Raw genomic sequence first — 13,500 nt, forward strand, 5'->3', positions numbered from 1 at the left:
AATAATCCTGCCTTCGGGGTGTTGTTACCGGTACGGACGGCATTGGACCGGACCGGTTGAGACCGAACGAGGAACGTCATGAAAACAGGTTTGCTGCTGGGCGCCATGGCGCTCGCCACCCTTATCGCCCTGCCCGCCGTCGCCGAGGACTATGTCGGCGGCGCCGTCAAGACCATGGAGATCGGCGGCAAGCAGGTGCTGACCGATGCCAACGGCATGACCCTCTACACCTACGACAAGGACACCGCCGGCGTCTCCAACTGTTACGACCAGTGCGCCGTCAACTGGCCGCCGCTGTTCGCCGCGGAGGGGGCCGCCGCCGAAGGCGCCTTTACCATCGTGACCCGCACCGATGGCACCAAGATGTGGGCCTATGACGGCATGCCGCTGTATCTGTGGGTGAAGGACACCAAGCCCGGCGACACCACCGGCGACGGCGTCGGCGGCGTCTGGCATACTGCGGTCGAGGACTGACGGCAGACGGGCGTCACGTGCAGTTTCTGGACGAGATCAGCTTGAGCGTACCGGCATTGCGGCGCTATGCGCGCGCCTTGACCCGCAATGCCGACCTCGCCGACGATCTCGTCCAGGACTGTCTCGAGCGCGCCATCCGCAAGCAGCGGTTCTGGGCCCCGACCGGCCCGCTGCAGGGCTGGCTGTTCAAGCTCCTGCTCAACCTGTATCGCAACGATCTGCGTCGACGGCGGCGCCAGGGCGACCACGTGCCGATCGAGGCGCTCGGCGTCGAGCCGGCCGTGCCGGCCCCGCAGCCGGGACGCGTGGCGCTGGCCGAGATGTCGCGTGCCATCGACGCCCTGCCCGTGGAGCAGCGCGAAGCCCTGCTGCTGGTGGTACTCGAAGGCGTGAGCTACGAGAATGCGGCGGCAGTCCTGGGGATCCCCGTCGGGACCCTGATGTCGCGGCTGAGCCGCGCCCGCGCCGCCTTGCGGCGGGCCGCGGGACCTGAAGAAGAGCCCAGACTGAGGTCGGTCAAATGAGCCGAACCGGACCGGACATCACGGAAGCCATGCTTCTCGGCTATGTCGACGGCCAGCTGACCGAAGCCGAGCGGGCAGCGGTCGACTCCTATCTTGCGAGCCATTCCGACAAGGCCGCCGAGATCGCCAACTGGCAGCGCCAGAACGAGGCGCTGCGGGCGCTTTTCGGCCCCGTCGCCGACGAGCCGGTGCCGGCCCGGCTCGATCCCCGCCTGCTCGCCGGCCGGCGTGGCGGGAGCGGCCTTGCCCTGCCCTGGCCCCGGCTCGCTGCCGCCGCCGTGCTGGTGCTGGTCCTCGGCAGCGCCGCGGGCTGGTATGGGCGCGGCCTCGTCTTCCCCGAGGAAACGCCGAGTGCCGTCCTCATCGAGGATGCCGTCACCGCCCACGCCCTGTTCACGCAGGAACGCCGGCACGCGGTGGAGGTCGCCGCCAGCGAGCGGGCGCATCTGCTCACCTGGCTGTCGAGCCGGATCGCCCGGCCGATCGACAGCCCCGACCTCTCGGCGGAGGGCTTCACCCTGGTGGGCGGGCGGCTGCTGCCGTCCAGCGCCTATGCCGGGGCCGGGCCGGCCGCCCAGCTGATGTACGAGAATGCCGCCGCCCAGCGGGTGACGGTCTACATCACCGCCGCACTGCCCGACGGCGCCGGCGAGCGGATATTCACCAGGCTGGACGCGCTCGACGCCTTCTACTGGGCCAACGACCGCATCACCTGCACGGTGGTCGGCGACCTGCCCGAGGCCGAGATGCAGCTGGTGGCGAGGAAGGTGTACGCCGAGCTCACGCGTCGTCCGGACGAAGCCTACCGCGACATCTGATCGCGGCGCCTCACGGGCGCCGGCGAGGCGGCAGGTCGTTGGAATAGATGCTGTGCCGGCCGATATTGCGGATGTCGCGCTCGCCCATCAGGGCCATGGTCGTGTCCATCTCGGTACGGATGATGTCGAGCGCCCTTGTGACGCCGGCCTCGCCGCCGGCTCCCAGTCCGTAGTTCATCGCTCGCCCGATGAACGTCGACCTGGCGCCCAGCGCCAGTGCCTTGATGACGTCCTGGCCCGAACGGATGCCGCCGTCCATGAATATTTCGGTCCGGTTGCCCACCGCCGCGACGATCTCGGGCAGGACACGGATGGAGGAGGGCGCGCCATCGAGCTGGCGGCCGCCGTGGTTGGACACGATGATGGCGTCGGCGCCGGCGTCGACTGCCAGCTGGGCGTCCTCGGCGTCGAGGATGCCCTTGATGATGACCGGCCCGCCGAAGCGGTCCTTGATCCAGCCGACGTCCTTCCAGTTGAGCGTCAGATCGAACTGCGTGCGCGTCCATTCGGTGAGCGAGGCGAGATTGGTGGCCTCGCTCACATGGCCGTGGACGTTGCGGAAGGTGCGCCGCTTCGTGCCCAGCATGCCCATGGCCCAGGCCGGCTTGCGGGCGATCTCATAGAGGAACTTCGCCGTGAACTTGGGCGGCACCAGCAGCCCGTTGCGGATATCCTTGTGCCGCTGGCCCAGGATCTGCAGGTCCATGGTCAGCACGAGCGCGCCGCACCTGGCCGCCTTCGCCCGGTCGATCAGCCGCTCGATATAGGGCCGGTCGCGCATCACGTAGAGCTGGAACCAGAAGGGCGCGCTGGTGTTTTCGGCGATGTCCTCGATGGAGCAGATCGCCATCGTCGAGAGCGTGAAGGGAATCCCGGCCTTTTCCGCCGCCCGCGCCGCCTTGATCTCGCCGTCGGGGCTCTGCATGCCGGTGGACCCGACCGGCGCAATCGCCACCGGCATGGCCACCGTCTGGCCCAGCATGGTGGTCGACAGGTTGCGGTTCTCGAGGTTGACCGCCACCCGCTGGCGCAGCGTGATGTGCCGGAAGTCCTCCTCGTTGGCCCGATAGGTCTGCTCGGTCCAGGCGCCGGAATCGGCGTAGTCGAAGAACTGCTTGGGCACCCGACGCTTCGCCACCTGCTTGAGGTCGTCGATGGTCAGGCAGCGATCGAGAACGGACATGTTTTCCCTCGGGCCGGCGCCGCCGTCGGGACGGCCCCGCCGGCGGTGCTAGTGAAATCGTGGCGTGTTCTAAGCGGCTGACATGTCAGCGGTCAATGCGACGTGGGTGCCATCCTGCGTCTGTCCCCCAGATCAGCTCACAGCTTCTCCCGGTTGAGCCGCAGGGCATTGCCGATGACGCTCACCGACGAGAAGCTCATCGCCGCCGCGGCCAGCATCGGTGACAGCAGCCAGCCGAAGAACGGGAACAACACACCCGCCGCGACCGGAACGCCAAGCGAATTGTAGCCGAAGGCGAACCACAGGTTCTGCTTGATGTTCCTCAGCGTCGCCCGTGCCAGCCGCCGGGCGCGCAGGATGCCGGCGAGGTCGCCCTTGAGCAGGGTGATCCCGGCGCTCTCGATGGCGACGTCGGCCCCGGTGCCCATGGCGATGCCGACATCGGCAGCGGCGAGGCCCGGGGCGTCGTTGATGCCGTCGCCGGCGAAGGCCACCCTGCCCCCCGCGGCCCGCAGCTCGTCGACCAGCCGGTGCTTGTCCTCCGGGCTCATCGACGCATGGATGCGGGTGAGGCCGAGCCGCTTGCCGACGGCCTCCGCGGTGCCCCTGGCATCGCCGGTCGCCATGATCACCTCGATCCCCTCGTCCCGGAGCCCGGCGAGCGCTGCGGCAGCGCCCTCCTTGATCGGGTCGCTGACGGTGACCAGGCCGATGACGCGACCGCCTTCGGCAACGAGTATCGGCGTCTCGCCCTTCTCGGCCCGGCGTTCGGCCAGTTCGCGCAGCTTGTCGGGCACCTCGATGCCGTGCTGCTCCATGAGCCGGCCGTTGCCGAGCGCGACGGGCTGCCCGGCGATGGTGCCGGTCACGCCCATGCCGGTCGCCGAGCCGAAACCGGCGACCTCGAGTCGCCTCGCCCCCCGCCGCTCGGCGCCCTTGAGCACGGCGGCGGCGATCGGATGCTCGGAACCGCGCTCGAGGGCGGCTGCAACCGCCAGCACCCAGCCCTCGTCGACCCCCGGCATGGGGATCACGTCGCCCAGCGTCGGCTTGCCCTCGGTCAGCGTGCCGGTCTTGTCGATGACCAAAGTGTCGACGCGGGCAAAGCCCTCCATCGCCCTGGCATCCTTGATCAGCAGGCCCGCCCGCGCTCCGCGGCCGGTGGCCACCATCACCGACATCGGCGTCGCCAGGCCGAGCGCGCACGGGCAGGCGATGATCAGCACCGAGACCGCCGCGACCAGCGCATAGGCGATCTTGGGTTCGGGACCCAGAATCCACCAGGCGACGAAGCTCACGAGGGCGACCGCGACGACGAGCGGCACGAACCAGGCCGAGACCGCGTCCGCCAGGTCCTGGATCGGGGCGCGGCTGCGCTGCGCCTTGCCGACCAGTTCGACGATCTGGTTGAGCCGCATCTCCATGCCGACGCGCTGGGCCTGCATGACGAAGCCGCCTTCGCCATTCAACGTTCCCCCGGTGACCGACTCGCCCGGTTCCTTCGCAACCGGAATCGGTTCGCCGGTGAGCATGGATTCGTCAACATGGCTGCGCCCTTCCGTCACCACCCCGTCGACCGGGACGGCCTCGCCCGGGCGCACGCGGATGAGATCACCCTTCCTGACCAGCCCCACGTCGATGTCTTCCTCGCGTTCGCCGCGCACAACGCGCGCCGTCTTGGGCGCAAGATCAAGGAGCGCGCGCAAGGCGTGGCCGGTGCGCTCGCGCGCCCTGAGTTCGAGCACCTGGCCGAGGAACACCAGCGCGACGATCACCGCCGCGGCTTCGAAGTAGACCGGCAGCCCGCCATCGGCGTGGCGGAACTCCATCGGAAACAGCTGCGGGAACAGCACGGCGACCGCGGAGTACAGATAGGCGGTGCCGACGCCGAGCCCGATCAGCGTCCACATGTTCGGCGAACGGTTGCGCAGCGAACTGAGGAAGCGCCGGAAGAACGGCAGCGCCGACCACAGCACGACCGGGGTGGCCAGCGCCAGCTCCAGCCAGCTCGTCAGCGGCTCGCCGAGCCACTGCCGGACCGGCAGCCCCAGCATCGGCCCCATGCCGATGACGAGCAGGGGCACCGACAGCGCCCCGCTGACCCACAGGCGCCGGGTGAAATCGACCAGTTCGGGGTTCTTTTCGCCGGCGGCACCGGGCGTCATCGGCTCGAGCGCCATGCCGCAGATGGGGCAGTCGCCGGGGCCGTCCTTGATGATCTCGGGATGCATCGGGCAGGTCCACTTGCTGCCCGCCGGCACCGCAGCCGCGGCACCCGCCTGCCGTCGCGGATCGAGCCGCGCCGGATCGAAGGGCGCGGCCTCGAGGTACCTCGCCGGATCCGCCTCGAACTTCTTCTGGCAGCCCTCCGAGCAGAAATAGTAGCGCTGCCCCTCGTGCTTGCTCATCCACTTCGCCGCGGCGCGGTCGACGCTCATGCCGCAGACCGGATCGACCGCGGTCAGGTAGTGCTCCGGCTCGGCCATGAATTTGGTCCGGCAGCCGGCGCTGCAGAACCCGTACTCCCGGCCGTCATGCACGTGCTTGTGCGGCGTGCTCGCCATGTCGACGGTCATGCCGCAAACCGGGTCGCGCGTGGCGGGTGCGGTCTGCTGCGGGCGGTGCTGATGAGTGTCGTTCATGTCGTATCGTTCGCTTCCACGGGCCAGGCGGACGCCGGCCCCGTGTCCGGGGCCGACGGCCGCGATCTGCGAAGGAAGATAGGGCTTCCCACCATGGGAAGGTCAAGACGCAATTCCGGCCGCATGGCGCGGCCTCGTGCGGGGGCACAGCTACCGCTGCCGCCCCCGCGCCTGCAGTCGCGAATTACAGCGACAGGCAGAGATACTTGATGTCGAGATAGTCCTCGATGCCGTATTTCGAGCCCTCGCGGCCGTGCCCGGACTGCTTCACCCCGCCGAACGGGGCGACCTCGGTCGAGATCAGGCCGGTATTGATGCCGACCATGCCGCAATCCAGCGCTTCGGCCACCTGGAAGACGCGGCTGATGTCCCGGGCGTAGAAGTAGGAGGCAAGGCCGAACTCGGTGGCGTTGGCCAGTTCGATCACCTCCTCCACCGTATCGAAGCGGAACAGCGGCGCCACCGGCCCGAAAGTCTCCTCGCGCGCCAGCAGCATCTCCCGCGTCGCCCCCGCGAGCACCGTCGGCTCGAAGAACAGGCCGTCCTTGCTGTGGCCGCCGGCCAGCACCTTTCCACCCTTGGCGGTCGCATCCTCCAGATGCGCCTGGACCTTGTCGACCGCCCTGCTGTCGATCAGCGGGCCGGTGGTGACCCCCTCGGCGAAGCCGTCGCCGACGCGCAACCTGCCGACGGCGGCCACCAGCTTCTCGGCGAAAGCGTCATAGACGCCCGATTGCACATAGATGCGGTTGGCGCAGACGCAGGTCTGGCCGTTGTTGCGGTACTTGGAGACCATGGCCCCCTCCACTGCCGCGTCCAGGTCGGCATCGTCGAAGACGATGAAGGGCGCGTTGCCGCCCAGTTCGAGGCTCAGCCGCTTGATCTGGTCGGCGGCCTGGCGCATCAGGATGCGGCCCACTTCGGTCGAGCCGGTGAAGCTCAGCTTCTTGACCGTCTCGTTGGCGCAGAACTCCTTGCCGATGTCGGACGAATGCGTTGAGGGCAGGACGCTGAACAGGCCCTCCGGCACCCCGGCGCGCTCAGCGAGCCGGGCCAGGGCGATGGCCGAAAGTGGCGTCTCTTCTGCCGGCTTGGAGACCACGGCGCAGCCGACCGCCAGCGCCGGCGCCATCTTGCGGGCCACCATGGCGTTGGGGAAATTCCACGGCGTGATCGTCGCCACCACCCCCACCGGCTGCTTGATGACGATGATGCGCTTGTCCGGCTGGTGGCCCGGAATGGTGTCACCGTAGACGCGCTTGGCCTCCTCGGCGAACCACTCGACGTAGGAGGCGCCGTACATGATCTCGCCCCTGGCCTCGGCCAGCGGCTTGCCCTGCTCGGCGGTCATGATGGCGGCAAGGTCGTCGGCGTTGTGAACCAGCAGTTCGTAGAGCCGGCGCAGCACTGCGGCGCGTTCCTTGCCCGTCCGCCTGGCCCAGGCGCGCTGCGCGGTGTCGGCCGCGGCGATGGCGCGCTTCGCTTCCGCCACGCCGCAATCGGGCAGCGTCGCCAGCACCGCCCCCGTCGAGGGATTGGTGACCTCGAAGGTCTCCCCGCTGTCGGCTTGCCCAAGCCATTGTCCCCCGACATAGGCCGCCGCCGGCAGCAGGTCAGTGTTCTTGAGCTTGGACAGAAGTGCCTGGGTGATCGCCATGTGAATAGTCCGGTTGTCAGGAAGGCGGCGAACATCGCTTGCCGGGGCCGGTTTGGCAAGGGCGGCCGGCATGCCCCACTATTCGCTTGCGCGTCCCCCCGCTTTTGGCTTTGCTCGATCGCTGGAGCAGGGGGAACCCATGGCCGGCAGCAACGGGACATACGAGCATTTCGAGAAGGAATTCGCGCGGCTGGTGAACGGCAGCGCCCGCCTCGAGACCCTCTACGAGGGCTGCCGCTGGGCCGAAGGCCCGGTATGGTTCGGTGACGGCAACTACCTGCTGTGGAGCGACATCCCCAACGACCGCATGCTGCGCTGGAGCCCCGAGACCGGGGTGTCGGTCTTCCGCACCCCTGCCGGCAACACCAACGGCCACACGCGTGACCGCGAGGGCCGGCTGGTGTCGTGCTCGCACGGCAACCGGCGCGTGGAGCGCACCGAGTACGACGGCACCATCACCGTCCTGGCCGACAACTACCGCGGCCGGCGCCTCAACTCGCCCAACGACGTGGTCGTCAAATCGGACGGCAGCATCTGGTTCACCGACCCGGCCTACGGCATCGAGAGCGACTACGAGGGCAACAAGGGCGCCATGGAGCAGGACGGCTGCTTCGTCTACCGGCTCGACCCGACAAGCGGCACGCTCACGGTCGTGGCCGACGATTTCGACCGACCCAACGGCCTCGCCTTCTCACCCGACGAGTCCGTGCTCTATATCGGCGACAGCGGCGCCAGCTTCAGCCCGGACCGCCCCCACCACATCCGCGCGTTCGACGTCGGCGCCGGCAACTCGCTGGGCCGCGACCGGGTCTTTGCCGTCATCGACCCGGGCCTGCCCGACGGGTTCCGCTGCGACGTCGAGGGCAATGTGTGGACCAGCGCCGGCGACGGCGTGCATGTCTACACGGCGTCCGGGGTCAAGCTCGGCAAGATCCTGACCCCGAAAACGCCCGCCAACGTCACCTTCGGCGGGCGCAAGCGCAACTGGCTGTTCATCGCCGCCACCGACGCCATGCACCTGCTGCACACCCAGGCCAACGGCGCACAGCGGCCGTAGCGGCCGTCAGGCGGCCGACGGCCCGGGATCGTCGTCGGGCGCCTCGGCGGGTGGGGCGACCGACAGCACGGTGAGCACCTGCTTGTGGCCGGCCTCGTCGAGCCAGGTGATCGCCTGGCCCCGCCGCAGCCCGACCAGGGCGGTGCCGACCTGGGTGAGGACCGACAGCCGGTCGCTCCCCTCCCGGGCCTCGGCGGGATAGACCAGCGTCACCTCGCGCTCGCCGTCCCGGCTCGAGCGATAGCGCACGGTCGAGCCCATGCGGACCGCGTCGGGCGGCACGAAGGGATCGGCCACCACCAGGGCCCGGCCCAGTTCGTAGAGCAGCGCGTCCGCGATGTCGGCGCTGTGACCGCTGCCGGCCATCACCAGCACGGTGAGCTGATGGTGCTCGGACTTGCCGAGGATGATGTCGGGGGAGAGGTTGAACTCCTGAAGCGTGGTCGTGGTCATGGCGAATTCTCCATCACCGGCCTGCCGCGGCAGGTCCGGTCGAACCGGGGATGATGTCGGGGCGTCGCGCTGCTCGATCCCTAAGTCCGGTGACGACCGCCGGACTTAGGGCACGGAGCCTGCCGCGCGGCCGGCCCGGCAGAGACCGATCCCGCCCGGCATGGCTAGGCGGGGTCCTCTACCGCGGTGACGGACAGCACGTGCTTGAGCCCGTTGCGCGCCGTCCAGGTGATCGACTGTCCCTTGGCCAGCCCGATCAGCGCCGTGCCGATGGGCGTCAGCACCGAGATCCGGTTGGCGGAGATGTCGGCTTCGGCCGGATAGACCAGCGTCACCGTGCGTTCCTCGCCATTGTCGGGCCGGTAGGTCACGGTCGAACCCATGCGCACGATCTCGGGCGGCAGCTTGTTCTCGGGCACCACCCGCGCCCGCTCGATCTCCTCGAGCAGGTCATCGGCCGCGTCCGACAGCTGGCCGCCCCCGAGCGTCAGGGCGAGCAACTGCCGGTGGTCCTCCTCGGCCACGGTGATCCTGGGCTTCAGGTCGTATTTGCGCATGCTCTGCATAGGGTTGTCCTCAGGTGAAACGAACCGCCGCGCCCAGCGGGCGGCAAGGTGGTCCTGGATTTTTCGGGGAAGCGCCGGAGCCGCGCGCGCCGCGGCAGCTGATCGATGCGGGGACCCCAGGCCCGGCCGGCGCCAGGCGCGCGGGCATGGGGGTTAGTGGCCTGCGGCGGAGGTCACCCGGCAGGCTGCAGTTCGCATCGATTTGCGGCGCATCGTCATGCTCGTAAGGTAGGCATTGAAGCGGCCGCGGTCAATGCCCGCGCCGACCTGCCGCTAGAAGGTCGCGCCGACCTGCCAGGGCACGAATTCGTTGTCCCCATAGCCCAGCAACTCCGACTTGGTCTTCTTGCCCGAGGCCACGCGCAGCACCTCCTCGAAGATCTCGCGGCCCTTGGCTTCCAGCGACCCGCCCTCGAGCACGTCGCCGCCGTTGAGGTCCATGTCGTCGATCATCTTGTGGTAGGTATCGGAGTTCGTGGCGATCTTGATCGAGGGCGTCGGCTTGGCGCCGTAGGCCGAGCCGCGGCCGGTGGTGAAGCACAGCACATTGGCCCCGCCGGCGATCTGCCCGGTGGCCGAGACCGGATCGTAGCCGGGCGTGTCCATGAACACGAAGCCCTTCTCGGTCACCGGCTCGGCATAGCGGTAGACGGCATTGAGCGGCGTGGTGCCGCCCTTGGCCGCCGCCCCGAGCGATTTCTCGAGGATGGTGGTGAGCCCGCCCAGCTTGTTGCCCGGCGACGGGTTGTTGTTCATCTCCATGAGGTTGCGCGCGGCGTAATCCTCCCACCAGTGGATGATCTCGACCAGCTTCTCGCCCACGTCGCGGGTCCTGGCGCGACGCGTCAGCAGGTGCTCGGCGCCGTAGATCTCCGGCGTCTCGGACAGGATGGCCGTGCCGCCGTGGCGGACCAGGAGGTCGGCGGCCACGCCCAGCGCCGGGTTGGCGGTGATGCCCGAATAGCCGTCGGAGCCACCGCATTGCAGCGCCAGCATCAGCTCCGAGGCTGGCGCCGTCGTCCGCCCGACCGCGCCCACGATCGGCAGCATCGCCCTGACGGCCTCCACCCCGGCCTCCACCGTCTTCTTGGTGCCGCCCGTCTCCTGGATGGTCATGGTGCGGAAGGTGTCGCTCTCGGTGATGTTGTAGGCCTCCTTGAAGCGCGGGATCTGGAAGCCCTCGCACCCGAGCCCGACCATGAGCACGCCGCCCATGTTGGGGTTGGTGGCGTAGCCCCAGCTGGTGCGCTTGAGCACGTCGAAGATGGCCCCGCGCGAATCGATGACGCAGCCATTGGCCTGTTTCAGCGCCACGATGCCGTCGATGTTGGGGAAGTCGTCGAGCACGCCGCTGCGCTCGATCTCCTGCACGATGAAGCCGGCCACGGTGGTCGAACAGTTCACCGAGGTGAGCACGCCGATATAGTTGCGCGTCCCCACCTTGCCGTTGGCGCGATGGTAGCCCTCGAAGGTGGCGCGCTCGGCGTCGGCCACGAAATCGACGGGCGTCACCCCGGCGCAGAAATCGTAGTCGCGGGCGAAGGCGCCGTGCGCTTCGCCGACGCCGCAATTGTGCTCGTGCACCCAATCGCCCGCAGGGATCGGCCTCGTTGCAAAGCCGATGATCTGGCCGAACTTGCGGATGGGCGCGCCGGCCGCGATCTCCTGCACCGCGAATTTGTGGCCCTTGCCGATGCGCCGCAGCGTCGTCACCCCGTCGGCCGGCGTCCCCGGCTCGAGATTGGCCAGCGCCACGGCGACGTTGTCGGCGTGGTTGAGCACGAGCGTGCGGGCGGTAGGCTGGGACATGGTTTCGGACATGGGTAGGGGTATCCTGGACTGGCGTGAGGGGCACCGGGAGGGACGTTCGCGTGGGCTTGCCGGCCGCGCCGCGGCGGGCGACAAGCGTGGCGATTGCAATGCCCTCGGCGCCCAACTAACATGTTAGCATGAAGACTGACGCGAGTCCCTACCATTTTCTCGCCACCCCCGCCACCCCGACACGCGGCAACGTCACGGCGCTGGTGACCGACACGCTGCGCCAGGCCATCGTGACGCTGGCGCTGGCCCCCGGCGAGGTCATCGACAAGGGGGCCGTCTGCGCCCGGCTCGGAGTCTCGCGCTTTCCCGTCTCCGAGGCCCTGGCGCGCCTGCAGGCCGAGGGCCTGGTCGACATCCTGCCGCAGCGCGGCTCCACCGTGGCGCTGGTCCGCATTGCCGACGTGCTCGAATACATGCTGATCCGCAAGGCGCTGGAGGCCGAGGCGGTGCGCATCGTCACCGCCAGCCACGGGCCCGAGTTCATCGCGGCGCTGCGCCGCAATCTCGGCTACCAGCGCGCCGCCGTCGAGCTCGGCGATCGACCGGGCTTCCATGCGCGCGACCTCGAGTTCCACGCCATCATCATCGGCGACATGCGCTTCACGCGGGTCAAGGCGGTGATCGAAAACACCCGCGCCAATCTCGACCGGGCCCGCCGCCTGATCCTCACGCCCCGCCGGCTCGAGGTGACGCTGGCCGAGCACGGGCGCATCCTCGCCGCCATCGAAGCCGGCGACGCTGCCGGCGCCGCCGCCGCCATGCGCGCCCATGTCGACTCGGTGATGGCCGAACTCATCGACTTCGCCCGCAGCAATTCCGATCTGTTCGCCGACGGTGCACTGCTGCGCGACGACCCCGAATACGCCACCTTCCCCTTCGGTTGACGGGGAATCTTGCCGGCGCCGAACGGATTCGGCCCGTGCTGGCCTCGACTCCGCCCCATACCGGCGTCTATGCATGGCCAACCCTTGAGGAGATATTCGATGAAACTTCTGCGTGTCGGCGCCAAGGGGTCCGAGAGGCCCGCGATCCTTGCCAGCGACGGTTCGATCCGCGATTTGTCGGGCGTCGTGCCCGATATCGCCGGCGACGTGCTCACCCCCGAGGGGCTGGCCCGCATCCGTGCGGCGGACCCGCTGGCGCTGCCGCGCCTCGATCCCGGCCTGCGCGTCGGCCCGTGCGTCGGCAGCGTCGGCAAGTTCATGTGCATCGGGCTCAACTACGCCGACCATGCGGCTGAAACCGGCGCCAAGATTCCCGCCGAGCCGATCCTGTTCCAGAAGGCGACGAGCGCCATCTGCGGCCCCAACGACGACGTCATCATCCCGAAGAATTCCCTCAAGCCGGACTGGGAAGTCGAACTGGGCGTCGTCATCGGCAAGGAGGCGCGCTACGTCGACGAGGCCGACGCCCTCGACCACGTGGCCGGTTATTGCGTCATCAACGATCTGTCCGAGCGCCACTTCCAGACCGAGCGCGGCGGGCAGTGGACCAAGGGCAAGTCGGCCGACACCTTCGGGCCGATCGGGCCCTATCTGGTGACCGCCGACGAGGTGGCCGACCCGCAGAACCTCAGGCTCTGGCTCGACGTCGACGGCCACCGCTACCAGGACGGCTCGACCAAGACGATGATCTTCGGGGTCCGCCACCTCGTGCATTACGTCAGCCAGTTCATGAGCCTGCAGCCCGGCGACGTCATCTCGACCGGCACCCCGCCCGGCGTCGGCATGGGCGTCAAGCCGGAGCCGGTGTGGCTCAAACCCGGCCAGACCATGCGGCTGGGCATCGAGGGGCTGGGCGAGCAGCAGCAGCGCACGGTGGCGTACCAGGGCTAGGAAGCGGACGCGCGCATCCCCGAGATCGCCGCGGCGCGCCGTCCGGGGATGACGGTCCGGTGCGAAAGGGCGTTTGTCGGGCATGGGCCCTGCTGCCTTTCGCGCACGGCAAGACGCCGCCCCGGCATCCCGCCTTACGGTTTCGCCTCTGTTCTTCCGCCGCCTCCCTTGTCGAGGGAAGCGGCCCCGGCGAGGCGGTCGCCTCGGAGCGGGTAGTCCGCAAAAAGGTGAGGCTGGCGCCTCGCCGGAGCGGCCGGGTGGTTTGGAGCCGGCCCGTTACGGTTGTGCGGTCACGCATCAAGGTTTCGCCGCATCGCTTCCGGCCAGGACCCTGCCGCTGCCGGCGGGGGCCCTGCCTTCGGCAGCCGGGCAGCGGCTGCCAGTGTCGCGAGGCGACCGAGCGTATCGGTCGCCCGACCCGTCACGGACCGGCCTGGCCGGGACGACTCCCGGCCTGCCCGGCCGGCGGC

Annotated in this window: 12 protein-coding genes; 6 read left to right on the forward strand and 6 right to left on the reverse strand. The window is 69.1% G+C overall.

All coding sequences use genetic code 11. The features are described from left to right. Positions 1-78 precede the first annotated feature (78 nt). Genes VGD93_RS03405 through VGD93_RS03415 form a run of 3 tightly spaced genes read left to right on the forward strand, consistent with a single transcriptional unit; the run spans position 79 to position 1,816 of the window. Entirely contained in the window at positions 79-474 is a 396-nt protein-coding gene (locus tag VGD93_RS03405; RefSeq protein WP_395009197.1) for a hypothetical protein, read from the forward strand. A 41-nt stretch (positions 475-515) separates the two neighbouring features. Further along, positions 516-998, forward strand: coding sequence for a sigma-70 family RNA polymerase sigma factor (locus tag VGD93_RS03410; RefSeq protein WP_395009199.1), 483 nt, complete (start codon positions 516-518; stop codon positions 996-998). After that, entirely contained in the window at positions 995-1,816 is an 822-nt protein-coding gene (locus VGD93_RS03415) for an anti-sigma factor family protein (protein ID WP_395009201.1), read from the forward strand. Before VGD93_RS03410 ends, VGD93_RS03415 begins: the two co-directional genes overlap by 4 nt. A 10-nt stretch (positions 1,817-1,826) precedes the next feature. Here VGD93_RS03415 and VGD93_RS03420 read toward each other — a convergent pair whose 3' ends face one another. The 3 genes from VGD93_RS03420 to VGD93_RS03430 all read right to left on the reverse strand — a co-directional run bounded on the left by VGD93_RS03420 (position 1,827) and on the right by VGD93_RS03430 (position 7,298). Continuing rightward, positions 1,827-2,999, reverse strand: coding sequence for an alpha-hydroxy acid oxidase (locus VGD93_RS03420; protein WP_395009203.1), 1,173 nt, complete (start codon positions 2,997-2,999; stop codon positions 1,827-1,829). A gap of 137 nt (positions 3,000-3,136) precedes the next feature. Next, complete coding sequence (locus VGD93_RS03425) at positions 3,137-5,641, reverse strand: heavy metal translocating P-type ATPase (RefSeq protein WP_395009204.1); 2,505 nt, start codon at positions 5,639-5,641, stop codon at positions 3,137-3,139. Between the two features lie 184 nt (positions 5,642-5,825). Further along, on the reverse strand, positions 5,826-7,298 hold the full coding sequence (locus tag VGD93_RS03430; protein WP_395009206.1) for an NAD-dependent succinate-semialdehyde dehydrogenase: 1,473 nt from the start codon (positions 7,296-7,298) through the stop codon (positions 5,826-5,828). A gap of 139 nt (positions 7,299-7,437) precedes the next feature. On the opposite strand from VGD93_RS03430, the gene VGD93_RS03435 reads away from it, so the two are divergent. Beyond that, complete coding sequence (locus tag VGD93_RS03435; RefSeq protein WP_395009208.1) at positions 7,438-8,355, forward strand: SMP-30/gluconolactonase/LRE family protein; 918 nt, start codon at positions 7,438-7,440, stop codon at positions 8,353-8,355. Between the two features lie 6 nt (positions 8,356-8,361). Here VGD93_RS03435 and rnk (VGD93_RS03440) read toward each other — a convergent pair whose 3' ends face one another. From rnk (VGD93_RS03440) to VGD93_RS03450, 3 genes are all read right to left on the reverse strand, one after another. Next, the gene (gene rnk, locus VGD93_RS03440) at positions 8,362-8,808 is read right to left on the reverse strand and encodes a nucleoside diphosphate kinase regulator (protein WP_395009210.1); all 447 of its coding nucleotides are present in this window, start codon (positions 8,806-8,808) and stop codon (positions 8,362-8,364) included. Between the two features lie 164 nt (positions 8,809-8,972). Further along, complete coding sequence (gene rnk / locus VGD93_RS03445; RefSeq protein ID WP_395009212.1) at positions 8,973-9,374, reverse strand: nucleoside diphosphate kinase regulator; 402 nt, start codon at positions 9,372-9,374, stop codon at positions 8,973-8,975. A gap of 273 nt (positions 9,375-9,647) precedes the next feature. Further along, positions 9,648-11,195 (reverse strand): UxaA family hydrolase, encoded by a 1,548-nt coding sequence (locus VGD93_RS03450; RefSeq protein ID WP_395009213.1) that lies wholly within the window; start codon positions 11,193-11,195, stop codon positions 9,648-9,650. 128 nt (positions 11,196-11,323) lie between these two features. Between VGD93_RS03450 and VGD93_RS03455 the strand changes: the two genes are divergently transcribed. Both VGD93_RS03455 and VGD93_RS03460 read left to right on the forward strand, forming a co-directional pair. After that, entirely contained in the window at positions 11,324-12,079 is a 756-nt protein-coding gene (locus VGD93_RS03455; protein ID WP_395009214.1) for a GntR family transcriptional regulator, read from the forward strand. Positions 12,080-12,178: 99 nt separating this feature from the next. Further along, positions 12,179-13,030: a fumarylacetoacetate hydrolase family protein gene (locus VGD93_RS03460; protein WP_395009216.1), complete on the forward strand. Its 852-nt coding sequence runs from the start codon at positions 12,179-12,181 to the stop codon at positions 13,028-13,030. Positions 13,031-13,500 lie beyond the last annotated feature (470 nt).

The organism is Devosia sp. (assembly GCF_036406155.1).
Taxonomy (GTDB): Bacteria; Pseudomonadota; Alphaproteobacteria; order Rhizobiales; family Devosiaceae; genus Devosia_A.